The 233-nt window shown below is 55.4% G+C and carries 1 pseudogene; it reads right to left on the reverse strand.

From position 1 onward, the window contains the following. A pseudogene (locus LK536_RS59180) lies at nucleotides 1-233 on the reverse strand (hypothetical protein); the annotation flags it as partial.

Below are 233 nucleotides of genomic sequence, written 5' to 3' on the forward strand. Positions count from 1 at the left end.
AAGACCGGGCCGCTTGTTCTTATTCCCGAAGGCAAAGGGGATTGCGGTGGCGCCTGGGTTGTTCAGATAATACCACGTTTCGTTCTGGTTGGTCCAGCCCTTGGCCATGGCTCCTGGGTTCTCCAGGAAGTATCTTCTTCCGTTGTCGTACAGCCATCCAGTATGCACCACGCCCTGGATGTCAGCATAGTACCAGGTTCCCTTATCATCTATCCAGCCCTTGGACAGGGCGC

This window comes from Clostridium pacaense, assembly GCF_020709765.2.
Taxonomy (GTDB): domain Bacteria; phylum Bacillota; class Clostridia; order Lachnospirales; family Lachnospiraceae; genus Enterocloster; species Enterocloster hominis.